Annotated in this window: 18 protein-coding genes, 1 tRNA gene and 2 riboswitches; of the genes, 12 read left to right on the forward strand and 7 right to left on the reverse strand. The window is 70.3% G+C overall.

Annotated elements, in window-relative coordinates:
• Positions 1–43 precede the first annotated feature (43 nt).
• Both katG and BM290_RS28110 read left to right on the forward strand, forming a co-directional pair.
• Positions 44–2,263 (forward strand): catalase/peroxidase HPI, encoded by a 2,220-nt coding sequence (gene katG, locus BM290_RS28105; RefSeq protein WP_093618950.1) that lies wholly within the window; start codon positions 44–46, stop codon positions 2,261–2,263.
• Positions 2,264–2,339: 76 nt separating this feature from the next.
• Positions 2,340–2,412 (forward strand) — tRNA-Arg (locus tag BM290_RS28110).
• A gap of 3 nt (positions 2,413–2,415) precedes the next feature.
• Here BM290_RS28110 and BM290_RS28115 read toward each other — a convergent pair.
• Positions 2,416–2,952, reverse strand: a complete 537-nt coding sequence (locus BM290_RS28115) for a LysM peptidoglycan-binding domain-containing protein (protein WP_093618951.1) — start codon at positions 2,950–2,952, stop codon at positions 2,416–2,418.
• A riboswitch (cyclic di-AMP (ydaO/yuaA leader) is annotated at positions 2,952–3,098 on the reverse strand. (Overlaps the previous gene by 1 nt.)
• A gap of 209 nt (positions 3,099–3,307) precedes the next feature.
• Between BM290_RS28115 and BM290_RS28120 the strand changes: the two genes are divergently transcribed.
• Positions 3,308–4,522 (forward strand): saccharopine dehydrogenase family protein, encoded by a 1,215-nt coding sequence (locus BM290_RS28120; protein ID WP_093618862.1) that lies wholly within the window; start codon positions 3,308–3,310, stop codon positions 4,520–4,522.
• 78 nt (positions 4,523–4,600) lie between these two features.
• On the opposite strand, the gene BM290_RS50790 is transcribed toward BM290_RS28120, so the two are convergent.
• On the reverse strand, positions 4,601–4,726 hold the full coding sequence (locus tag BM290_RS50790; protein ID WP_275413297.1) for a hypothetical protein: 126 nt from the start codon (positions 4,724–4,726) through the stop codon (positions 4,601–4,603).
• Positions 4,727–4,849: 123 nt separating this feature from the next.
• On the opposite strand from BM290_RS50790, the gene BM290_RS28125 reads away from it, so the two are divergent.
• From BM290_RS28125 to BM290_RS28135, 3 genes are read left to right on the forward strand one after another with little or no spacing between them, the layout of a single operon-like run.
• A complete protein-coding gene (locus BM290_RS28125; RefSeq protein ID WP_093618863.1) occupies positions 4,850–5,455 on the forward strand; it encodes a GNAT family N-acetyltransferase in 606 nt (201 codons plus the stop codon).
• A gap of 17 nt (positions 5,456–5,472) precedes the next feature.
• Positions 5,473–6,570: a DNA glycosylase AlkZ-like family protein gene (locus tag BM290_RS28130; RefSeq protein ID WP_093618864.1), complete on the forward strand. Its 1,098-nt coding sequence runs from the start codon at positions 5,473–5,475 to the stop codon at positions 6,568–6,570.
• A complete protein-coding gene (locus BM290_RS28135) occupies positions 6,567–7,433 on the forward strand; it encodes an aspartate/glutamate racemase family protein (RefSeq protein ID WP_093618865.1) in 867 nt (288 codons plus the stop codon). The genes BM290_RS28130 and BM290_RS28135 overlap by 4 nt, the downstream gene beginning before the upstream one ends.
• A gap of 55 nt (positions 7,434–7,488) precedes the next feature.
• On the opposite strand, the gene BM290_RS28140 is transcribed toward BM290_RS28135, so the two are convergent.
• Positions 7,489–9,006: a DUF3500 domain-containing protein gene (locus BM290_RS28140; protein WP_203779496.1), complete on the reverse strand. Its 1,518-nt coding sequence runs from the start codon at positions 9,004–9,006 to the stop codon at positions 7,489–7,491.
• 323 nt (positions 9,007–9,329) lie between these two features.
• Here BM290_RS28140 and BM290_RS28145 point away from each other — a divergent pair, with 323 nt between their 5' ends.
• The 4 genes from BM290_RS28145 (at position 9,330) to BM290_RS28160 (ending at position 15,922) form a co-directional block, all read left to right on the forward strand.
• The gene (locus BM290_RS28145; RefSeq protein WP_093618867.1) at positions 9,330–10,970 is read left to right on the forward strand and encodes a rhamnogalacturonan lyase B N-terminal domain-containing protein; all 1,641 of its coding nucleotides are present in this window, start codon (positions 9,330–9,332) and stop codon (positions 10,968–10,970) included.
• A 294-nt stretch (positions 10,971–11,264) separates the two neighbouring features.
• On the forward strand, positions 11,265–12,860 hold the full coding sequence (locus tag BM290_RS28150) for an FG-GAP repeat protein (protein ID WP_093618868.1): 1,596 nt from the start codon (positions 11,265–11,267) through the stop codon (positions 12,858–12,860).
• Positions 12,857–14,353 carry a calcium-binding protein gene (locus BM290_RS50795; RefSeq protein WP_143133989.1) on the forward strand — a complete coding sequence of 499 codons (1,497 nt, stop codon included), beginning with the start codon at positions 12,857–12,859 and terminating at the stop codon, positions 14,351–14,353. Before BM290_RS28150 ends, BM290_RS50795 begins: the two co-directional genes overlap by 4 nt.
• Before the next feature lie 90 nt (positions 14,354–14,443).
• Complete coding sequence (locus BM290_RS28160; RefSeq protein WP_143133990.1) at positions 14,444–15,922, forward strand: glycosyltransferase family 39 protein; 1,479 nt, start codon at positions 14,444–14,446, stop codon at positions 15,920–15,922.
• 15 nt (positions 15,923–15,937) lie between these two features.
• Here BM290_RS28160 and BM290_RS28165 read toward each other — a convergent pair whose 3' ends face one another.
• Positions 15,938–16,153 (reverse strand): DUF397 domain-containing protein, encoded by a 216-nt coding sequence (locus BM290_RS28165; RefSeq protein WP_239143689.1) that lies wholly within the window; start codon positions 16,151–16,153, stop codon positions 15,938–15,940.
• A 258-nt stretch (positions 16,154–16,411) separates the two neighbouring features.
• On the opposite strand from BM290_RS28165, the gene BM290_RS28170 reads away from it, so the two are divergent.
• Positions 16,412–17,896, forward strand: a complete 1,485-nt coding sequence (locus BM290_RS28170) for an MFS transporter (protein WP_093618872.1) — start codon at positions 16,412–16,414, stop codon at positions 17,894–17,896.
• Positions 17,897–17,904: 8 nt separating this feature from the next.
• Here the strand turns inward: BM290_RS28170 and BM290_RS28175 are convergent, their stop codons facing one another.
• From BM290_RS28175 to BM290_RS28185, 3 genes are all read right to left on the reverse strand, one after another.
• Positions 17,905–18,504: a LuxR C-terminal-related transcriptional regulator gene (locus tag BM290_RS28175; RefSeq protein ID WP_239143688.1), complete on the reverse strand. Its 600-nt coding sequence runs from the start codon at positions 18,502–18,504 to the stop codon at positions 17,905–17,907.
• 83 nt (positions 18,505–18,587) lie between these two features.
• Complete coding sequence (locus BM290_RS28180; protein ID WP_239143687.1) at positions 18,588–19,475, reverse strand: NAD-dependent epimerase/dehydratase family protein; 888 nt, start codon at positions 19,473–19,475, stop codon at positions 18,588–18,590.
• 134 nt (positions 19,476–19,609) lie between these two features.
• Positions 19,610–21,565 (reverse strand): glycosyl hydrolase family 28-related protein, encoded by a 1,956-nt coding sequence (locus tag BM290_RS28185; protein WP_239143686.1) that lies wholly within the window; start codon positions 21,563–21,565, stop codon positions 19,610–19,612.
• A gap of 146 nt (positions 21,566–21,711) precedes the next feature.
• Here BM290_RS28185 and BM290_RS28190 point away from each other — a divergent pair, with 146 nt between their 5' ends.
• Positions 21,712–22,620 carry a hypothetical protein gene (locus BM290_RS28190; RefSeq protein ID WP_093618876.1) on the forward strand — a complete coding sequence of 303 codons (909 nt, stop codon included), beginning with the start codon at positions 21,712–21,714 and terminating at the stop codon, positions 22,618–22,620.
• Between the two features lie 33 nt (positions 22,621–22,653).
• A riboswitch (S-adenosyl-L-homocysteine riboswitch) is annotated at positions 22,654–22,735 on the forward strand.
• The last annotated feature ends 7 nt before the right edge of the window (positions 22,736–22,742 follow it).

A 22,742-nucleotide genomic window follows, 5' to 3' on the forward strand; every position in this document is an offset into this window, starting at 1 on the left:
GAGACTGCTGCCCGAACTGATCGCTCGCTACCCGGAGGACTTCGTGGCAGACGAACTCGCCGCTCAGGAACGACTGGAGCACCAGGCCGCACAAGGAAAGTGCCCCGTCGCGCACGGCGGCTCCGGATCCCACGGGGGCCGGACGAACCGGGACTGGTGGCCCAACCAGCTCGATCTGAGTGTGCTGCACCACAACCCGCCGGCGCACAACCCGCTGGGTGGCGACTTCGACTACGCCGCGGCCTTCCGGAGCCTCGACCTGGCGGCCGTGAAGGCGGACATCGCCGCGCTGCTGACCGACTCGCAGGACTGGTGGCCCGCCGACTTCGGCCACTACGGCCCGCTCATGATCCGGATGGCGTGGCACAGTGCCGGCACCTACCGGACCTTCGACGGCCGCGGTGGCGCGGGCGGCGGCGAGCAGCGGTTCGCGCCGCTGAACAGCTGGCCGGACAACGGCAACCTGGACAAGGCCCGCCTGCTGCTCTGGCCGGTCAAGAAGAAGTACGGCAAGAACATCTCGTGGGCCGACCTGATGATCCTGGCCGGCAACGTGGCCCTGGAGAGCATGGGCTTCGAGACGTACGGCTTCGGGGGCGGCCGCGCCGACGTCTGGGAGCCGGAGGACGTCAACTGGGGCACCGAGGACACCTGGCTGGGCGACAACCGCTACAGCGGCGACCGTGACCTGGCCAAGCCGCTCGGCGCCGTGCAGATGGGCCTCATCTACGTCAACCCGGAGGGCCCGAACGGGAACCCGGACCCGCTGGCCTCGGCCCGGGACATCCGGGACACGTTCGGCCGGATGGGCATGAACGACGAGGAGACCGTGGCGCTGATCGCCGGCGGCCACACCTTCGGCAAGACCCACGGCGCCGGCCCGGCCGAGCACGTGGGCGCCGAGCCCGAGGCCGCCCCGATCGAGCAGCAGGGCCTCGGCTGGAAGAGCAGCTTCGGCACCGGCGTGGGCGCGGACGCGATCACCAGCGGCCTGGAGGTCACCTGGACCTACCACCCGACCCGCTGGGACAACGAGTTCTTCCACATCCTCTTCGCGTACGACTGGGAGCTCACCCGGTCGCCGGCCGGCGCGCACCAGTGGCGTCCGAAGAACGGCGCCGGCTCCGACCTGGTGCCGCACGCGTTCGACGCCGGGAAGCGGCAGGAGCCACGGATGCTCACCTCCGACCTGGCGCTGCGGTTCGACCCGATCTACGGCCCGATCTCGAAGCGGTTCCACGACAACCCGGAGGAGTTCGGCAAGGCCTTCGCCAAGGCCTGGTTCAAGCTGACCCACCGTGACATGGGCCCGATCGCCCGCTACCTCGGCCCCGAGGTGCCGTCCGAGCCGCTGATCTGGCAGGACCCGCTGCCCGCCGTCGACCACGAGCTGGTCGGCCCGGCGGACGTCGCCGCTCTCAAGGCCGCCGTGCTGGCCTCCGGCCTGACCGTCGCCGAGCTGGTCGCGACCGCATGGGCGTCGGCCTCGACGTTCCGTGGCACCGACAAGCGCGGTGGCGCGAACGGCGCCCGGATCCGGCTGGCCCCGCAGAACCAGTGGGAGGCCAACGACCCGGCCCAGCTCGCCAGGGTGCTCGGGGTGCTGGAGGGCGTCAAGGCCGAGTTCGACGCGGCCGGCGGCGCGAAGATCTCCCTCGCCGACCTGATCGTGCTGGCCGGCTCGGCCGCCGTGGAGAAGGCCGCGAAGGACGCCGGTTTCGACGTCGAGGTGCCGTTCACCCCGGGTCGTACCGACGCGACCGAGGAGCAGACCGACGCCGAGTCGTTCGCGGTGCTGGAGCCCACCCACGACGGCTTCCGCAACTACCTCGCGAAGGGGCACAACCGCCCCACCGAGGCGCTGCTGGTGGACCGGGCGCAGCTGCTCACCCTGACCGCGCCGGAGCTGACCGTGCTGGTCGGCGGCCTGCGCGTGCTGGGCGCGAACACCGCCGGCTCGCAGCACGGCGTCTTCACCGAGACCCCGGGCGTGCTGACGAACGACTTCTTCGTCAACCTGCTCGACTTCGGCACCACCTGGTCGGCCACCGACTCCGACGGCGAGACCTTCGAGGGCCGCGACCGCCGGACCGGCGCGGTCAGGTGGACCGCCACCCGCGCCGACCTGATCTTCGGGTCGAACTCGATCCTGCGCGCGCAGGCCGAGGTCTACGCCAGCGACGACGCCAAGGAGAAGCTGGTCACCGACTTCGTCGCGGCGTGGGTCAAGGTCGCGAACCTGGACCGGTTCGACCTGGCCTGATCAGCCACAGTTTTGACCGGAGCCCGGGTCGGCCGCACCGACCCGGGCAACACCGGCTGGTACCCTCAGCATCGTCGGGCTCGTAGCTCAGTGGATAGAGCAACCGCCTCCTAAGCGGTAGGTCGCGCGTTCAAATCGCGCCGGGCCCACTCTCACAGCTTCAATCGCTGCCCCACCCGCAGGTGGTGCGGGCTGCGCAGGACATCCGAGTTCATGCGGTAAAGCGCTCGCCACCCACCCCGTACGTCGTGGCGCGCCGCGATCCGCGCCAGGGTGTCGCCTCGCCGTACCACGTAGCTCTTGCCGGACCGGTGCGCCCGGTGCGCCTTGCGGACACCGCCGCGGGACGCCGCCGAGTAGGCGTGCCGCCGCCCGCACGTGGGCCACGCGCCGATCCCCTGTCCGCGCACCACCCGCTCGGCGATGCGGATCTGCTCCGACCTGGTGGCCCGGTTGGCGGTCGACGCGTACTTCGTGCCGCCGTAGGCCCGCCAGGTGCTCCGGCTGAACTGGAGTCCCCCGTAGTAGCCGTTTCCGGTGTTGATGCTCCAGTTGCCCCCGGATTCGCAGTGCGCGATCGCATCCCAGTTGATGTCCGCCTTCGCGGGCCCGGCCAGGGCCACGGTTCCGGCGAGACCGGCGGCCATCAGGCCGACCGCGCGATGGAGTTGTTTTCCGATCTGAGCCATGAGCTTGTCCTCCACGCCTACGAGGTCAGCTGTCGGGTTCGGGCAGAGGTGCCCGGCCGCGGTGGCGGCTTCACCCCGAGGCGCCGTAGCGCCGAGGAACTCTTGGGTCCCCCGCTCCATGCCTTGGGTTTCGTCGAACCGTGGTCGGCGGCTGGACTCGGCGTTTCCGACCAACGGTGCCCGGCCTCTTGCGGGCTGTCGATTCGCCGCGTTGCTGATTGGTTATGCGAGACGCGGCAATGGAGTTGTACGTCACAAATTAGCCGCTTTGATCTTCCTTTGTGTGGCTAACGTGCGCATCTCGGCGTGGCGCAACAGGTGCGGACACTCCACCGAGGGTGCACAATCGGCAGCCATGACCGAGTCACCGCGCGACTTCGACGTGATCGTCTACGGCGCTTCCGGATTCGTCGGCGTGCTGGTGGCGCGGTATCTGGCCGAGCACGCCCCGGAGGGCGCACGCCTTGCGCTGGGCGGCCGCTCCGCGGCGAGACTGGAGGGTCTCGGTCTGGGCCTGCCCGTCGTGATCGCCGACGCCAACGACGCGGCGGCGCTGACCACGATGGCCGCTCGCACGCGTGTCGTGGTGACCACCGTCGGCCCGTATGCGAAGTACGGCAAGGCACTTGCCCACGCCTGCGCCGAAACCGGCACCGACTACGTGGACCTCACCGGTGAGGTGCTCTTCGCCCGTGACAGCATCGACGAGAACCACGAGACCGCCCGGCGTACCGGCGCACGGATCGTGCACTCCTGCGGCTTCGATTCGATTCCGTCCGATATCGGCGTGCACGTCCTGCATGAAGAGGTGAGCCGGGACGGCGCCGGCGAGCTCACCGACACCACGCTGGTGGTGAGCAGCATGCGAGGCGGGATCAGCGGCGGCACCATCGACTCGATGCGTCATCAGGTCGACCTGATGCGGAAGGACACCCGGCTGCGCAAGATCGGCGCCAGCCCGTACTCGCTGAGCCCGGACCGCGGCGCCGAGCCGGACCTCGGCCGCCAGCCCGACATGCTCACCCTCCCCGCGTCCGAGGTGGACCCCAGCGTCCGCGGGCACCTCGCGCCGTTCGTGATGGCGTCCTACAACACCCGCGTGGTGCGCCGGAGCAACGCGCTGCGCGGCTGGGCGTACGGTCGCGGCTTCCGCTATCGCGAGGTGCTGCGGGTGAAGAGCAAACTCGCCGCCACGATCGTCAAGTCCGGGATGAACGCCCTGGTCATCGGCTTCGCCGTGCCGCCGCTGCGGTTCGTGCTCGACCGGTTCCTGCCCGCGCCCGGCGCCGGCCCGAGTGAGGACCGCCAGCGCAACGGGCACTTCACCATGGATCTCTTCACCACCACCACGTCCGGGGCGCGCTATCGCGCGAGGGTCAAGGCCAAGGGCGATCCGGGGTACGCCGCGACGGCCGTCATGCTCGGCGAGTCCGCTCTCGCGCTCGCCTTCGACGGCGACGCGCTGCCGCAGGTCGAGGGTGGGGTGCTCACACCGGCGACAGCCATCGGGGACGCCCTGGTCACGCGGCTGCGCGCGGCCGGGATGGAGATCACCGTTCAGCGCCTCTGAGCGATCGCGTGGAGGACGTGCCGGTGCTTCGGCCCGCTGACGGCCGAGCCCGGCCACAGGCACGCGACGACGCCCGGATCAGTGTCCACAGAAGATCGACATCCTCCGGCTCGCCGTCCGCTGCCGGCCGGAACCGAGGAACTCCCTGGTCTCGCGGCCGGCGTCGCGGCCCGGATCGACGGCGGGACGCATGGGTGCGGACATGATGCGATTTTGCACCCCGAAAGGGTGTCCGTGATCCGACCGGTGGACGGTAAGGAATCGTGCACGCCTTTCATGTCGATCGCCACTAGCACCAAAGCTGGTCTTACCGGCACGATTGGACAGGTGACCGTCAGCCCGCTGCCCTACCCGCTGAGGTTGACGGGGACCGGCGTGGTCCTGCGGGAATGGCGGTGGGAGGACCTCGACGACCTGGTCGCCCTCCTCGACGAGCCGGGCATCGCCCGCTGGACGCTGATGCCGTCACCGTTCGACGTCGAGGCCGGGCTCGCCTATCTGCGCCGGGCCCAGCAGGGCCGCATCGGGGGCAGCCGGATCCAGCTCGCGATCACCACCGACGGCGGCCGGCCACTCGGCGAGGTGCTGCTCTTCAACGTCGCACCGGAGGCGCACGAGGCCGAGCTGGGCTATCTGATCGGGTTGCCGTACCGGCGGCGGGGTCTCGCCTCGGCGGCGTTGTCACTGCTCACCACCTATGCCTTCGACACCATCGGGCTCCGGCGGCTGCTGCTGCGCATCGACCGCGGCAACACCGCGAGCACGTCGGTGGCACGCCGCTGCGGATACCGTCCGGCGGCCGAGCCGCCCATGCACCAGAGCGGGCCGTACGGGCCGGCCACCCTGGACACCTGGGAGTACGTGGAGAACCGCTCCGGTCCACAGGACGATCGCCGGAAAAATGTCGCAGCCCGGCGGTACGGTCGGCGCTGAGGGCTGAGGAGGGGCTGATGATCGACGTGGATCGTGAGCGCGTCATGGCGTACCGGATCGTGGCCCAGGGTCTGGCCGACCGCTCCGGTGACCGGCCCGCCGACCTGCCGGTGCTCGACCTCGGCGTCCAGGAGTACACACCTGACTCGACCCGGGTCGCCCTCGCCGCACGGACCGGCGCCGGCCTCGACGACGACCGGCTGACCACCGTGTGGGCCGCCCGCGGCGCCCCGCACCTGCATCGCCGCGCCGACCTGCCCGACCTCGCCGGACAGCTGTGGCCGGTCGGTGACGACGACGCCGCGGCCCGGATCAAGAGCGGCCAGATCCCCGGTGCCGGCGGTCTCGGGGTGCGGGCGTTCACCGTGACGGCGGAGGCGTTCAAGGCGGTGCTCGCCGCGCCCATGCCGCGCGGCGAGGCCAGCACGGAGGTCAGCCGCCGCGTCCCGGCCGAGCTGACCTACGACTGCAAGAGCTGCGCCGCCCGCCACATCGCCGGCAACGTCTGGCAGCACGCCGGCCTGGCCGGGGGTGTCGAGGTGCTCTCCCGCGGCCGTGACGCGATGCTGGGCCCTCTCGCCGACGCGCCACCGATCCCCGGCGCCAACCGTGGTGTCGACCGGCTGATCGAGACCTACCTGCGGTTCCTCGGCCCGGCGGGGCCGTCCGAGGTGGCGCGATATCTGGGCAGCAGCCCCACGGCGATCAAGGCGGTGTGGCCGTCCGCGGGCCTCACCGAGGTCCGGGTGGAGGGTCGACGGGCCTGGCTGCCGTCGTCGGCGACCGCGCTGCTGGAGTCGGCGGAGGCTCGACGCGGGGTGCGCTGGCTGCCCCCGATGGACCCGCTGCTCCAGGCCCGTGACCGTGACCTGCTGGTTCCCGGCCGGGAGCGGCAGAAGGAGGTGTGGCGCATCCTCGGCAACCCGGGGGCGCTGCTCGTCGACGGCGAGATCACCGGGGTGTGGCGAGCCCGGATGGCCGGGCGCAAGCGGGTCGACCTCACCGTCACCACGTTCGAAGGGCTGACCGGCGATCAGGTCGCGCGGGTCGAGGAGGAGGCGGCGCAGGTGGCACGGGCACGCGGCGTGGCAGAGGCACGGGTGATCCACGAGTGACCACGGTCGGCTTCCTGCACACGGCCGAGGTGCACGTCGCGACGTTCCGGGGGCTCTTCGCCGAGCTGGCCCCGCCGGGGCTCGCCGATCTGCACCTGGTCGACGAGGCGCTGCTCGCCGACGCCCGCCGCACCGGTTCGGCGCCCGGGCTGGCCGGGCGGCTCCGGGAGCTGGCCGCCGCCGGGGCAGACCTGATCGTCTGCACGTGCTCGACGATCGGCGCCGACGCGGAGGCGACCCCCGCGGGTGTGCCGGTGGTGCGCCTGGACCGGCCGATGGCCGAGGCCGCGGTGGCCATGGGCGACCGGATCGCGGTCGTCGCCACCGTCGAGTCCACGGTGGAGCCGACGATGGCGCTGATCCGGGCGACCGCCGAACGGCTGGCGACGCCGATCCCGGCAACGGCCGAGCAAGCGGTGACGCCGATCCCGGCAACGGCCGAGCAAGCGGTGACGCCGATCCCGGCAACGGCCGAGCAAGCGGTGACGCCAACCCCAGCAACCACCGAGCAGCCAGCGACGCCGATCCCGGCGACCGCCGAGCAGCCAGCGACGCAAATACCGGCAGCTGCTGGGCGGGCGGTGACGCTCATTCCGGCAACGGCTGGGCGGGCGCTGACGCTGATTCCTTCCCCCTGCCTGACGGCCTGGCGCCATTTCGAGGCCGGTGACCTGGCCGCCTACGACGCGGAGATCGCCGCGCACATCCGGGCGATCGCGGCCGACGCCGACGTGTTCGTGCTGGCCCAGGCCAGCATGGCGGGCGCGGCGGCCCTTCTGCCGGACCTTCCGGTGCTCACCAGCCCACGCGCCGCCGTGGAGGCGGCAGTACGCCACGCCGCCGCTCTCAAGACGTCGGTCTGACGGCCCGGGTCGGCCCGTCGGCCTGCACTCGACACCTCGGGTCGCCAGCCCGCTCTCAAGACGTCTGCCCACCGGCCGCACTCGACACGTCGGCCCGCCCTCCCACACTCGACACCTCGGCCGGCGGCCCGCACTCGACACCTCGGCCCGCCCGCCCGCACTCGACACCTCGGCCCGGCGGCCCGCACTCGACCGGTTGGCCCGCACTCGACACCTCGGCCCGGCGGCCTGCTCTCGACCGGTCGGCGCGCCGGCCACCTGAGAAGATCGGTGACAATCCGGCACGAGAAGGCCGGGGACGCTCCGGCATGAGCGTCACCGGCCGGTTCCAGGTCTCCGGCGTCCCCGGCTGCCGGGGACGGGTCGCGTCTCTGTCAGAAGTCGAACTCGCCACCGTAGTCGCGGGTGTGGTCGCGGTAGACGGTGTGGTAGTGGATCTGGTCGGAGTAGACGACCCCTGTCTGGCAATGAACTCGACCCAGACGCTCGGCCCGTCGATGCGAACGTAGTCACCGTGAGTGTCGAGGGCGGTCCCACCGGAGAGGGCCACGAAGGTCTGGTCCAGCTCCCTCTCGTAGATCTTCAGCAGCTGCTGGGTGGTGGCGTCGTCGGCGTTCGCCACCCACGGCTTGATCGCGGCCAGCACCAGCTTCTTCTGCTTCGGCGTGAGGCTCTTCACCGCGATGCCGACCTTCGTCTCCGGGAACTGCCCGTCCTCGCCGGGCCCGACGAGAACGTCCCCGAATGACTGGTCCAGCGTGGCCGTGGCCAGCTGTTTCGTGGTGAGGCTCGCGGTCAGCGCGGCCATCGCGGTCTTCTGCGCCTTCATCGACTCGACGGTGGCGCCGGAGTCGTCGGTGTAGGAGATCGGCTCCACGCCGATGAAGAACGGGCTGGCGCTGACCGCCTTTCCCTTCATGTAGGTGAGGTGGGTGGCCAGGTGGTGCCCGCCGAAGTCGAGCTGCCAGGTGCCGTCGACCGACGGCGTGCCGAGGAATGCCAGGTAGTAGTAGCCGCTGCCGTAGGTGAGCCCCATGCCGCCACCGGGCGGTGGGCCACCGGCCGACCCGGACGGTGCGGGCGCCGCGGAGGCGCCGGAGGAGGGCGGTGTTCCGCCGGGAACGCTGCCGCCGGCGTCGGCGGCCAGGATGTCGTCCGCCGCGACGATGTCCTCGATCTGGTCGAACCCGGTGCCCCGGCCGGTGCCGGCCGCGGCCTTGAGCACGGCGTCGGCCGCGGCGAGCTGCGTCTCGGTGAGGCTGCCGAGTTCGATGCCGGGCCGGCAGGTTCCGGCGCAGGGCAGGTTGGACCAGGCGGTGGCGTTCTCCTCGGTGAACTCCAGCAGCACCTCCGTCTTCTGATCGTCACTGAGCGTAGCCAGAAATGCGTTTGCCGCGTTGACGAGACCGGGTAGTCCGGTCCGGCCCCCGGTCGGGTCCTTGATCGCGGTGGTCCGGGCCGGTCCGGTGTCCTTGCCGGTCGTTCCGGCGTCGGCCGTGGCGATCCCGGCGCCGACCAGCGCGACGGCCGTGGCGACGGTGGCGACCCCGCGCCACCGAGTCTTGAGTTTCACGCACTTCTCCCTTGCGATGAGGCCCCCGCCGATTCGCAACAGAATTGTTGACAACTGGAGTGACGGTGCACAAGGCATCCGGCCGAGGTCAAAGGAGATCGACAGGTTCCTCAGTCCTGGCGCACAAAGAAGGGCCGCGGCATGGCCACCGCGGCCCTTCTTCTTTAACCCCCCGGATAAGGTCTGTAGCGAGCGCCGTCAATTTAGGGAGCGCTCCCATCGGGTGTCAAACAGGCCCGAGAAATTTTTTCGCGACGACGAGCAACCTTCTGCCGTCCGGAGATCACCTATGCCATGTCCCCCCGACTCGCATAGGTGGTCGCATGTCCAACCCCGCACACCGTCGCCCCGCTTCGCGGAAGCGCCGTAAGGCTCTGGCGGCGGGCCTCGCCTCCGTAGCGGTCCTGCTCGGCGCCGGCCTGCTGGGTGTCGGCCAGCCCTGGGCGAACGCGGCGGCGAACGTCAGTTTCGACACCGGCACCGGGCTGGCGTTCACGATCAACGGCACCAACGGCAACATGATCTCGCTCAAGCACGACGGCACCGAGCTCGCCGCGTCCGGCCAAGCCGCCGGCCAGTTCGAGTCCGGGTGGTCCTCCGCGACCGTGACCGGCAAGACCTTCAACGGCGGCAGCTCGATCCTGGTGAGTGTGGCGAACACGTCGATCGGCGTGACCCAGTACTACTTCGCCCGCAAGAACGACAACACCGTCTACATGGCGACCAACATCAGCAAGGCGCTGAACCCGGGTGAGGCCCGTTTCATCGCCCGGCTCAAGCCGTCGCTGCTGACCACGTCACCGGTCGCGGCGAAGACGGGTGGCTTCGGCACCACCGTCGAGGGTTCGGACGTCTTCGCCAACGGCTCCGGGCAGACCGCGTCGAAGTTCTACAGCTCGCAGCGGCTCGTCGCGCAGAAGCCGTTCGGCGCGAGCGGGTCCGGGCACGGCGCGTTCATCCTTCCCGCATACACCGACATGTCCTCGGGCGGCCCGTTCTTCCGCGACATCGAGGTCAACGACACCGGCAGCGCGGTCAACATCACGCATTACATGTTCAGCGGACACCAGCAGACCGAGGCGCTGCGGCTGGGCCTGCACGGCCCGTACGCCCTCGCTCTCACCGGCGGCGAGGCGCCCGCCGCCCGCAGCATGGACTTCCTGGCGTCCTTCATCCCCGGCATGCTCTCCAACGCGCAGCGGGGCGGGGTCAGCGGCACCGCGTCGGGCACCTGGAACGGGCTGACCGCCACGGTCGCGCTGGCCGGGCCGAACGGCCAGTACTGGGGCCAGGTCAAGTCGGGCAAGTTCGTGATCGGCCACGTGAAGCCGGGCACCTACACCGCCACCCTGTACGCCGGTGAGCTGGCCGTCGGCGCCACCAAGTCGATCACCGTGACGGCCGGCGCGACGACCACCCTGGCGATGACCGGCAGTGTTCCGGCGGCCGGCACACTCTTCCAGCTGGGCACGTTCGACGGCACCCCGGCCGGCTTCCTGAACGCCGACCGGATCGAGACGATGCACCCGTCGGACTCGCGGATGTCGGCGTGGAAGTCGAGCGGCTACACGACCGGCGGCGGCGCGGCGAAGTTCCCGATGGCCGAGTTCAAGTCGGTCAACTCACCGGCGGCGCTGAACTTCACCCTCGCGTCGGTGCCGGCGAACGGCGTCAAGCTGCGCATCGCCACCACGTCGAGCTTCGCCGGCGGGCGCCCGGCCGTCGCGATCGGCGGTTACACCTCCCCGGCGTCGGCCTCACCGGCTCCGGCGAACCTGAACTCGCGCAACGTCACCCGTGGCACGTGGCGCGGCATCAACACCACCTACACCTTCACGATCCCGGCGAGCGCCCTGAAGACCGGCAGCAACACTCTGTCGATCTCGGTGGTGAGCGGCAGCAGCGGAGAGACGTTCCTCAGCCCGAACGTCATCTTCGACGCGCTGGCCCTCGACCCGGCGTGAAGCCTCCGGATCGGCCGCGGCGTCCCGCCAGGCGACACGGCCGATCCGGTCCATGAGAAGGGCGGGCCGGTCACCGTGACCGGTCCGCCTTTCCGCACTCCGGTCCGGTACGGCCGGAGCCACGTCCCGGAGCCGCCGGAAGGCTGGTCCGGATCAGCCGAACGGACAATCCGGTTCCGTAACGTCGCAACGCTGACGGATCGTCGCTCAACCGTGATCTACCAGCGCGTCAAACGGGTACGCCTGTCGATTCATGGATGCGTAATCTCCTGTTCCTGAGAATGAGGAGCACCCATGAGGTACACGCGTAGCGTGCTCGTCGCGGCGATCGCCACCACCACCGTGTTGGCGTCCACCCCCGCCGCCGAGGCCGCTCTCCAGGCCGTCTCGTCGACCGAAGTCGTCCGGCACGGGATCACTCTGCGGCTGGACCGCACGCCGGTCACCGCACGCCCGGCCACCGGCAAGGGCGCGACCCGGGCCGACTTCGACGGCGACAACCGTGACGACGTCGCCGTCTTCAGCTGGGGCGGCGTCTCCGTCACCTACTCCTCCGCGGCCCACCGGGACGCGCTGCGGACCGCCGTCACCGGCGGCGACACCGGCGGATTCGGCATGGCCATGACGGTCGGCAACTTCAACGGCGACCGGTATGACGACCTCGCCCTCGGCGACTACCGCGAACCCGACCTGCGGGCCATGGGATACGAGGCCGGCGCGGTCTGGATCATCCCAGGTGGCCCCGGAGGTCTTCAGGTCGAGCGGGCTCAGCACTTCAATCAGAGCACCGCCGGGGTGCCGGGCGCCTCGGCACAGGGCGACTGGTTCGGGTTCTCGCTGGCGGCCGGTGACATCACCGGAGACGGCCGTGACGAACTGGCCGTCGGCCTCCCGCTCAAGGAGATCAACGGCAGGGAGGACGCCGGTGCCGTGATCGTGCTGAAGGGCACGGCGAACGGTGTCTCCAGCGCCAACACCCGCTGGCTCAGCCAGGCCACCACCGGGGTGCCCGGCGCGGCCTCGACCAACGACAAGTTCGGCCTGGACGTGGCGATCGGCCGGGTCGACAAGAACCGCTACCAGGAGCTGATCGTGGGCGCCCCCGGTGAGCGTCCGGACACCCATTCGTCGGGCAGCGGCACCGTCACACAGTTCTGGGGCGGCGCCGGCGGGGTGTCGCTCGCCAAGGTCACCGCGATCACCGGTGGCCAGCTCGCCTACAAGCTCAACCGGCCGAACGTGTACCTCTGGGAGCTGGGCGCCGAACTGGCGGTCGGCGACACCAACGGCGACGGGTACGGGGAGATCATCTGTGGCGCGGGCGGAGCACAGTCGGGTTACAACGGCAACATCTACGGTGGCGCCGTCGTGACCATCGCGGGCCGGGCCACCGGGCTCTCCACCAGCGGTGCCGTCCTGATCACCCAGGAGAGTGCCGGAGTGGCCGGCGGCACCGAGGCCTACGACCGGTTCGGTGACAACATCGCGGTCGGGGACGTGACCCTCGACGGCCGCGCCGATGTGCTGGTCGGTGTCCCCGGGGAGAACGCCGAGGCCGGCACGGTGGTGCTGCTGCGCGGCTCGGCCAAGGGCCTGACCGGTGCCGGTTCCCGCACGATCAGCCAGTCGACGGCCGGGGTACCGGGTGGCGCCGAGCGTGGCGACCGGTTCGGCGCTGAGGTGGCGCTACTCAACCTCAACGGTTCCGGTGGTCTCGACGCGCTGGTGAGCAGCCCGGACGAGGAGGTGCCCGGCGACCAGGCGGGGTACGCCACCGGCACGATCACCCGCTTCCTCGGCGGTTCCGCCGGGCTCGGCAGCCCGACCTTGACCGACGGACGGTTCCTCAGCACCAACGGCATCTCCTACGGAACGACCATCGCGTCATGAGGAGCCTCGTGATCACGAACCCACTGCGTGCCGGTCTGGTCACGGCCACCGTCCTGACCGGACTGGTGATCAGCGGCCCGGCCCAAGCGGCCGCCGTCGGGACCGCGCAGGTGGTGAACCGGACCCAGATCCTGTTCAAGGCCGCCGGCAAGCGGGTCAACTACGTGACGATCACCCGCTCCGGCAACACGGTGACCATCGACGACCGGGTGACGCTGAAGCCGGGCAAGGGCTGCAAGCAGGTCTCCGGCGACAAGACCCGGGTCCGCTGCACCACCTCCGGCGCGCCGACGTGGGGCAGCATCCAGACCTACGACCTGAACGACACGATCGTCAACAAAGCCGACCTGGGACTGTCGATCCGGGCCGGCAGCGGGACCAACAAGATCGTCGGTGGGCCGCGGCGGGAGGATCTGTACGGCGGCGACGACCGGGACACCATCTACGGCAACGGCGGCAACGACTACATCTACCCCGGTTACGGCAGCAACGTGGTGTACGGCGGCGCCGGTGACGACGACATCCGCGGTGGTGGCGACGCCGACCTCATCTACGGCGAGGCCGGCAACGACCGGATCGACCCGGGCGCCGGCAACGACTGGGTGCGCGGCGGTCCCGGCGACGACATCTTCGACGAGGCGACCGGGCGGGACACCCTGTTCGGCGACGACGGCAGCGACAGCTTCTACCAGGGCGGCTGGAACGGCGTGGCCCGCGACACCATCCACGGTGGAGCCGGTTGGGACGCCGTCGAGTACATGGCCCGCAGCCGGCCGGTGTCAGCCGACCCGGACGGCAGGACCGGCGACGACGGCCAGTCCGGTGAGGGCGACTCGATCGGCGCCGACGTGGAGATGCTGCGCGGCGGCCGGGGCAACGACTGGCTGGCCGGCAACGCCGGGAACAACACGCTCGACGGCGGCGAGGGCAACGACACACTGTACGGGCTGGGCGGTGACGACCAGCTGTCCGGCGGCGAGGGCAACGGCAACGACAAGCTGTACGGCGGTCTCGGCAACGACGAGCTGAACGCCGACTACGGCAATGACCTGCTGTACGGCGGGTCCGGCGTCGACACCGTCAGCTACGTGTACCGCGTGGTCCCGGTGAAGGCCGACCTGGACGGCCAGACCGGTGACGACGGTTCCGGCAGCGAGCAGGACACCATCGGCGCCGACGTGGAGAACCTGTGGGGCGGCTGGGCCGACGACGTGCTCACCGGCAACGGGTCCGCCAACCTGATCCACGGATCGTCCGGCGCGGACGTGATCCGCGGTGGTGGCGGTGACGACACCCTGTATGCCGACGACGGCTCCCGCGCGGGTGTCGACCGGCTCTTCGGTGAGGCCGGCGACGACACGCTCTACGGCGGCGGATTCGAGGAGTTCAACCGCTACGCCCTCGACGGCGGTGACGGCACCGACGCCTGCCTGCACGAGTACTCCTACGGCACCGGCGAGCGCATCGACTGCGAGAGCACCGGCACCGAGTGACCGGGGACGGTGGACAGGATCCGGGCATCCGACCGGCTCCTGTCCACCGGGGTTCATCAACGGTTCAATGTGGTCACCTATAAACGGCCGGTGACCGCCACCGTCGATCTGCCGTCCTCAGTGGCGCCGCCCGCCGCGCGCCCGCACCGTCGCCTCCGGACGGACCGGCTCCACTGGCTGGGTCCCGCTCTGCTGGCCGCCGCGGTCACCGGTTACCAGCTGCAGAAACCGCAGTTGTGGCGGGACGAGCTGGCCACCCTGAGCGCCGCCGGCCGGTCCGCCGCCGACCTGTCCCGGCTGGCCGAGAGCATCGACGCGGTGCTGGTCCCCTACTACTGGGTGCTGCACTTCTGGATGGCCGTGGCGGGCGACTCGCCGCGCGCTCTGCGGTTGCCGTCCGTGCTGGCCGTGGTGGCGACGGCAGCACTGCTGACGGTGCTCGGGTCGCGGCTCTTCACGGTCCGGGCCGGAGTGTTCGCCGGGCTGCTCTTCGCGGTGCTGCCGGCCGTCACCCGGTACGGGCAGGAGGCCCGCCCGTACGCCCTCGCCGCTCTGGCCGCGACCGCAGCGACGCTGATGCTGGTCGAGGCGCTGCGGCACGGTGGCCGGTGGCGCTGGGTGCTGTACGCCCTCGCCGTTCTGGCCCTCGGCGGTCTGCACCTGGTCGCCCTGACGCTGCTGACCGGACATGCGGCGGTCGTCGTCCACCAGGCGGTCCGCACCCGCTCGTGGCGGCCCTTCCCGCCCGCCGCGCTCGCCGTCACGGTCGCTTGCGCGGCGCTGGTCCCGCTGGCGCTGAACGGCCGAGCCCAGCTGACCACCCAGCTCGGCGCGAAACCGCACCCGCCGACCCCGGAGGGTGTCCTGCACCTGCTCGAGCAGATCAGCCTCTCCACCTCGATCGGCGGCCTGCTGCTCGGCCTCTGCCTGCTGGGCGTGGCCGACCGGCGGGCCCGGACGGGCGCCCTGACGATCGTGCTCCCGCTCGCCGCCATGGTCACGATCTCCACCGTGAGCCCCATCTGGCACCCGCGTTACCTGTTCTTCCTCCTGCCGCTGATCTGCCTGCTGGCCGGCGTGGCGGCGGCCCGGACGCCGTGGCCGATCGGGCTCGCCCTGGTCCTGGTCGTCGGCCTGCTCGGCCTGCCCGACCAGCGGTTCTTCCGCGGTTCGCACGAGAAGCGGACCGCCGAGCTCGTCGACTACCGCGGCGCGGCCCGGATCATCGCCCACGAGCGGCAGGCCGGTGACGCGATCGTCTACAAGCGGGACGGCTGGCAGTTCGCCGACATCGCCATCGAGTACTACCTGGGCCCGGCCGTGCCCCGCGACGCGCTGGCCGCGCAGAGCCGGAACACGGCGGGAGGCTACTGGACCCCGGAGCGCACCGACGCGGCGGCCGCCCTGGCCGGTGACACCCGGGTGTGGGCGGTCGTCCCCGACAACGTGACGACCGGCGCGCCCAACACCCTGCCGCAGCCGGCGCTGACCGCGCTGCAGCGCGACTTCACGCTCTCCCGCACGTGGCGGGTCTCCGGTTTCCAGATTCACCTTTTCGTACGCCGATAGCCGCGCCCGATCCGATCAGAGGTCGAACTCCCCGTCGTGCACGCCGCCGGTGAACGCGTCCCACTCCGCCTTGGTGAAGAACAGGATGGTGGTGGGGTCGGTCGAGTTGCGCATCGCCGCGCCGCCGTCGGGCAGGCGGGCGATCTCCACGTACTCCCCGCCGGGCTCTCCCGACCGGAGCCACTCGGCAGCACCGGCATCGAACGACGCGGCATAGGTCTTCTCGCTCACTGTGCCCCCTTCGGTAATGGGCGCCATCAGCAGACCGCGGCCCTCCCTCGCCGAGGGGGGCCGCGGGCCGATGGTGTGCCGCCAACGCTATCGAGGCGGTTCGTGGCGGGCGAGCGCGCTGACGTGTTCCGGATACTCGGTTCCCCCGGAGGAGACCCGATCCCGGCGGCCCGTACCCCGAAGATCTTGAATATGGAGTTGTAGCTGGGAGATTGCTGGGTATGCGGTGGAACACATCACGCAAGTGGAGGTGCGTCCATGGCGCAAACCGTCCCGGCCTCCGGATCGGAGACCATCCGCAGCCTGATCCCGGCACGGATCGACCGGCTCAGCTGGTCGCCGTTCCACACCCGCGTCATCCTGGCGCTCGGCACCGCCTGGGTTCTCGACGGGCTCGAGATCACGGTGGCCAGCGCGGTCGGCCCGGTCCTGGCCGAGCAGGAGACCCTGGCCCTGAGTTCGGCGCAGGTGGGCCTGATCGCCACCGTCTATCTGCTGGGCGAGGTGTTCGGCGCGCTGTTCTTCGGACGGCTCTCCGACGCGCTCGGCCGGAAGAACCTGTTCATCGTCACCCTAGGCGTCTATCTGGCCGGCAACGCCCTCACTGCGCTGACCTGGGGTAACGGCCCTGTCGCACTGGTCTTCCTGTATCTCACCCGGTTCATCGCCGGCGCAGGCATCGGCGGTGAGTACGCCGCGATCAACTCGGCCATCGACGAGATGATGCCGGCCAAGTACCGCGGCCGGGTCGACATCGGCGTGAACGGCACGTACTGGGGCGGCGCGATCATCGGCACGCTCGGCACCTACATCCTGCTGAACAACATGGACCTGAACTGGGCGTGGCGGATCGGCTTCCTGATCGGCCCGGTCATCGGCCTGGCCATCTGGGGTCTGCGCCGGCACCTGCCGGAGAGCCCGCGCTGGCTGATCATGCACGGGCGGGAGGCCGAGGCCGAGGAGAACATCGCCCAGATCGAGCGGGCCGCCGAGGCGTCCGGTCAGACGCTGGAGCCGCTGGACGAGTCGCGGGCGATCGACATCCGGCCCACCAAACCGCACGGATACCTGTCGCTGCTGAAGGTGCTGTTCCAGATCTACCCGGCCCGGTCGACGCTGGGTGCGACCCTGATGATCACGCAGTCGTTCCTCTACAACGCGATCTTCTTCACCTACACGCTGGTGCTCACCAAGTTCTTCGGGGTGAGCGAGACGGCCGCGCCGCTCTATCTGGTGGCGTTCGCGATCGGCAACCTGATCGGCCCGCTCACCATCGGGCGGCTGTTCGACACGATCGGGCGGCGAAAGATGATCTCCGGCACCTACCTGCTGTCCGGGGCGCTGCTGGCGATCACCGCGGTGCTGTTCCAGCAGGGGGCCCTGAACGCGATCACCCAGACCATCGCGTGGAGCGTGATCTTCTTCTTCGCCTCGGCGGGGGCCAGTTCGGCGTACCTCACGGTCAGCGAGATCTTCCCGCTGGAGATCCGCGCGCAGGCGATCGCGGTGTTCTTCGCCATCGCGCAGTGCTTCGGAGCCATCGGGCCGGTCTTCTACGGCTGGCTGATCGGCGAGGGCGAGGACCCGAACAAGCTGTTCATCGGCTTCCTGATCGGCGCCGCGGTGATGGCGGTCGGCGGGATCGTCGAGGCGATCATCGGCATCGACGCCGAGGGCAAGTCGCTGGAGGAGGTGGCCACGCCGCTGTCGGCGGTCACGACGCGGCCACGCGCCACCGGCTGATCAGCCGCTCACACGAGGCCGGCGCTGCCCGCGACAGCGGCGGCCTCGGTGCGGCTGGAGACGTGCATCTTCCGCAGCAGGGCGGCGGTCAGGCGTTTGACCGTACGGTCCGAGACGTGCAGCACCCCGGCGATCTCGCTGGTCGACGAGCCGCCCGCGATGAGGCGCAGCAGCCGCTGGTCGCTCTCGTCGAGCTGGGCGGTCGCGGACTGGGCGGCCGGGCGGACGGGCCGTTCCACGAGCGACGCGAGCAGTGCGGCCGGCACCACCGCCCACCCTTCCAGCGCGGCGAGCAGCGGCGGCAGCGCCTCGTCGCCGCGCGGGAGGATGCCGGACGCCCCGGCACGCAGGGCTTCCAGCTCGGCCGCCGGATCACCGTCGCCGGCCAGGGCCAGGACCCGGGTCTTCGGCGCGGCGGCCCGGGCCGCCGCGATCGCCGCGACACCGCCGGGTGGCAGCAGGTCGACGAGGATCAGATCCGGTACGGGCTCCCGCACCAGCCCTGCCACGTCCGAGCCGTCGCCCGCACCGGCGACGGCGGCCCGGCCCCCGGTGGCCGCGGGGATTGACTGCTCGAGGTCACGCACCAGTGGCGCGTGACCGGACACGACTACGATCCTGATCCCGTTACGCATGGCCCCCGGATGCCCAACCTCCGGAGATTCATTCCTCCCCGTCCGGAAGTCCCGGGTCAGCGCGGGTGGGCCGCCACGAAGTCGGCGATGTACTCGTCGAGCCGCTTCTCCGGGCGCCAGCCGAGGCTGTTGGCCTTGGTGGTGTCGGCCTGGCCACGGACCCGCTCGCCGCGCCGCTCGGGGATGAGCGTGAACTCGCCGCCGAACAGCTCGGCGACCTTGGCCAGCGGCCACTCACAGCCGGTGCCGAGCAGGTAGCCGTCTCCGGAGCCGCCGCGGGCGACGAGGACCAGGCCGCGGACGATGTCGTCGATGTGGGTGAAGTCGCGGGTCTGGGTGCCCGGGGACACCACGGTCAGCGGCTCGCCGGCCAGGAACTGGCGCTCGAAGATGCCGATCACCGTCGCGTACTTGCCGTCGCTGATCTGGCCGGGGCCGTAGACGTTGTAGAAGTACGCGATCGCGTAGTCCAGCCCATACCAGTTCGAGTAGTTCTTGATGTACTCGATGTTCTTGGCCTTGGTCCACGCATACGGGTTGAGGTTCTCGTCCTCGCCGTCGTTGCCGAATTTCGAGCTGGACCCGGCGTAGATCAGTTTCGCCCCGTGCCCGGCCGTGAACTTGACCACCTCTTTGGTGCCGAGGAGGTTGAAATCCCAGGTGAGGTCGTGGTCCTCGAACGACTGCGGAATGCGCGAATACTCACCGAGGTGGAAGACGAGCTCCGGGCCGGGCAGGCCGCGGTCGGCCCAGATCTTGGCGATGTCGGTGGTCGACCCGTCGATGTAGGTGACGCGCGGGTCGTGGACGTGGTTCTCCGGGGTGCCGGTGAAGTAGTTGTCCAGCGAGACGATCGTCGCGTCCGGGAAGTCGTTCAGCAGCGACCTGATCAAGGCGCCACCGACGAATCCGGCACCACCGGTGACCAACAGGGTTCGGCTCAACGTACTTCCCATCTTCCGGTCCGTGCAGCGCCGACCAGGCTACCTGTGGTAGGTGCCCGGAAACCAACCGCTCGCGCCGGTATTACCCGGAGCGGCCATGACGACACTCTGTGGTCGCCATGGCCGGGCTCAGTTCACCACTTCGAGGGACCGGGTGGCGCCACGACCGGGGGACGGTCGTCACACGTGATGGTGTTCGGCAGGTACGGCGTGAGCCAGGCACCGTCGTTGCCGCCGAGATCGGTGAGCCCGAACTCGGATCCGGTCGCGGGGAACCCGAACCGGCCGCAGTTGTTCACGCCGACCGCGCCGACGTTGCGGGCGTCGACGTTCTCGAAGGACGCGGAACCGGCCGCGCGTGCGCTCAGAACGCTGGTGCCCGTACCGTCGACCCGAATGTCTTTGAATTTAAGATTGTCGATCGAATAGAGGTTCTTCACGCCCCACTCGGCGACCAGCATGATCGCGTTGTAGGTGCTGTCCAGGTAGTGGTCGCCGGTCACCCGCACGTCCGCGCCGAAACCGCCCTCCAGGCTGTAGAGCCAGATCGCGCCGAGCCCGATCCGCCAGTTCAGCTCGAAGGTGCCGGCCCGGACCGTGGTGTTGTTGGTGAACCGCAGGGCGCCGGTGAACGGCTCGGCGCCGAACCGGGTGCCGGCGTGCAGCGCGCTGCCCTCCCGGACCGGGTCGGCGACCAGGTTGTTCGAGACCGTGGTGTCCCGGCCGCCGTAGACGGCGATGCCGTTGGCCAGCGTCGGCGACTGGACGGTGTTGCGGTCGAAGGTGTTGCCGGCGTTGGTGGTCTTCTCCGCCCACATGGCCAGCGCGTCGTCACCGGTGTTGCGGACGAAGTTGCCACGGGCCAGCGAGCCGGTGACCCCGGTGTGGAAGTTGAGGCCGTCGGCGATCTGGTCGACGATGATGTTGTCGGTGACCCGCATGTTCGACATCGGGCCGTCGAACCAGAGCCCCACCTTGGTGTGCTGGATGTAGAGGCCGTCGACGGTCGAGTCGCTCATCGCCCCGCCGACCCCGTTGACCTGGTCGGTGTCGATCCGCTCGCGCACGTCGCCCTGGATCGCGAAATCGGACAGGTGCACGTTGCGGCTGCCACCCTCGGCGGCGGCGCGGCCGTAGAAGCCGACGCCGGTGTGCACCGAGCCGTCCGGGGCGGGTTCGGTCAGCGCGACCTCGCGGCCCTTGACGACGGTGTGCCAGTTGCCGGCCCCGGTGATGGTCACGTCGTCGACGACGATGTGCCGGTTCACCTGGAAGACGCCCGGTGGCAGATAGACCTTTCGATGGACCTTCCGGGCGTACGCCACCGCGCGCTCGATGGCCGCGGCGGAGTCCCGCCGCCCGCTCGGGTCGGCGCCGAACAGCACCGGGTTGACGCCGCTCACCACCTCGGGCGGCCCGGCCAGCTCCGAGTCGAGCAGGTCGATCGTGGTCGGCACCGAGCGGGCGGTGAGCCGGACCCGGTCACCGGCCCGGTACGTACGCCCGAGGAGCAGCCGCTGCTCGTCGTAGAAGTGGGCCGGCCGGAACGGCTTGGTGATCACCGGGGCCGGGGTGGTGGCGGCCGGCACACACTGGCACTCGGTGATCCACCAGTCCGGGTGCAGGAGGTCCGCCCGCGGGTCGTCGCTGAACGGGTACTGGTTGTAGAGCCACGAGTACTGCGAGGTCAGCGTCATGGTGCGGGACTCGTGCCGGGTGGTGACCGACAGCGGCGCGGTGATCCCGCCACCGCCGGGCGCGTCCGGGATGCTGTAGCGCACGGTGATCGCGTTCGCCGGCCGGGGCAGTGTGAACTCCACCCACTCGCCGGGGTCGAGGGTGACAGCGGAGCGGCCGGACGCCTCGGCGGGCAGCGTGTAGGCGGTGCGGTCCGGCCCGATCACGGTCCCGTTGGTGGCGGCGCGCTCGGCCTCCTGCTCCAGGAAGGCCACCGCGGCGCCGCGCCCGGCGGCCAGGGCGGGGTCGAGGGCGGCCCGGGTGACCGTGGCGGACCGGGGAGCGGCGTCGGCGGGATGCGGAATGCCGGTGGCGCCGAGCAGCGCCCCGATCAGAAGGACGGGCCAGGACATCGAAGGCTCTTTCCTTTGCCTTGAGGACGGTGAGCCGACCATAGAGCCATGGAGATCTACCTCACAATGACCTGTCGCAGTATTTCGATTTTTCGCCTCGTTATTGCAAGTGATTGCAAGAAGATGACTCGCGCTAGGCTGCCGACGTGCGCGTGATCTCCCGTAAGAACGATCGCGGTGTCGAGGTCTACGACACCGACCTGGAGCTGGTCCGGACCTTCGCCGTCCCGCCGCGCAGCACCTTCCGGGAGCCGGGCAGCGAGGGCCACGCCGTCCCGGCCTCGCGTGACCGGCTGTTCTACGCCACCGACACGGCGGTGCTGAAGGTCGATCCCGAGGGGCGCGAGGAGTGGCGTTTCGAGCTCGGCGCCCGCGGCCCGAAGTGCGGCGTCTCCTACACCGACGTGGCGCTCTCCGCCGACGACGCCGTGCTCTGGGTCTATGCGCCGAACGCGATGGCCGACCGCGGCCGCGACGACGAGTGGATCGCTCTGGACGCCGCCACCGGGGAGCTGCGGGCCCGCTACGAGCTGCCGACGGCCGGGCACGGCGGCGATCACGTCGCGCTGCGTGACGGCCGGATGCTGCTGGAGGTCGGCGAGGGCCAGGACGGCATCCAGATCTACCTGGCCGGGCCGGACACGGCGCCGCACGACTACGGCTGGGGTGATCGCTCACTGCACGGCGTCTCGCCGGACGAGACCCGCTTCGTGACCGTCGGCCACGACAGCGACGACCTGATCGTGCACGCCTTCCCCGGCGGGGAACCGCTGTTCACGGTGACCCTGCCGGATTTCGGCTTCCCCGACGACGAGGACGACATCTTCCTGGAGTGGAGCCCCGGCTTCCTGGACGACGACACCGTGATCGCTGTCGTCTTCGGGGTCGACGAGGAGGAGGACACCGACTGGTGGCGGCACTTCCGGGTCGATGCGCACACCGGCGAGGTCCTCGGCGAACTCGAGATCACCACCATCGACCAATACGATCTGGATGTCCTCGGTGACGGAACGTACGTGATTACGGACACTGACGGAACACTCCGGCGGATGTGATCTTGCCGGGCGGGCGTTAGAGTAGTTCCCGGCTCTGCCGAGAGGCGCTGCAACGGGCTCTGTCGAGACCCGCCACGCTCGGCCGGGTTTCTTGACGCAAGGGCGCCTCCTGAGAGGGAGGA

The organism is Actinoplanes philippinensis (assembly GCF_900113015.1).
GTDB lineage: Bacteria > Actinomycetota > Actinomycetes > Mycobacteriales > Micromonosporaceae > Actinoplanes > Actinoplanes philippinensis.